General features: G+C 39.8%; 1 pseudogene. It reads left to right on the forward strand.

The window, feature by feature from the left end:
- A pseudogene (locus tag QOS10_RS09725) lies at positions 1–201 on the forward strand (IS30 family transposase); the annotation flags it as partial.

The following is a 201-nucleotide window of genomic DNA, read 5'->3' on the forward strand; positions in this document are numbered from 1 at the left end:
TTTAGTGAGTTAACACAAGTTCACGATCATGTTTTCTATGCTGATCCGTATTCCCCTTGGGAACGTGGATCCAATGAAATCAATAATCGTTTTCTCCGGAAGGAGATTACTAAGGGCCAAGCTGTTAATGATTATAGTAGTGCCCAGATTATAGCGACCAATAACTGGATGAATCACTATCCACGAGCCATATTTAATGGA

It is taken from the genome of Limosilactobacillus galli, from assembly GCF_947381495.1.
GTDB lineage: Bacteria > Bacillota > Bacilli > Lactobacillales > Lactobacillaceae > Limosilactobacillus > Limosilactobacillus galli.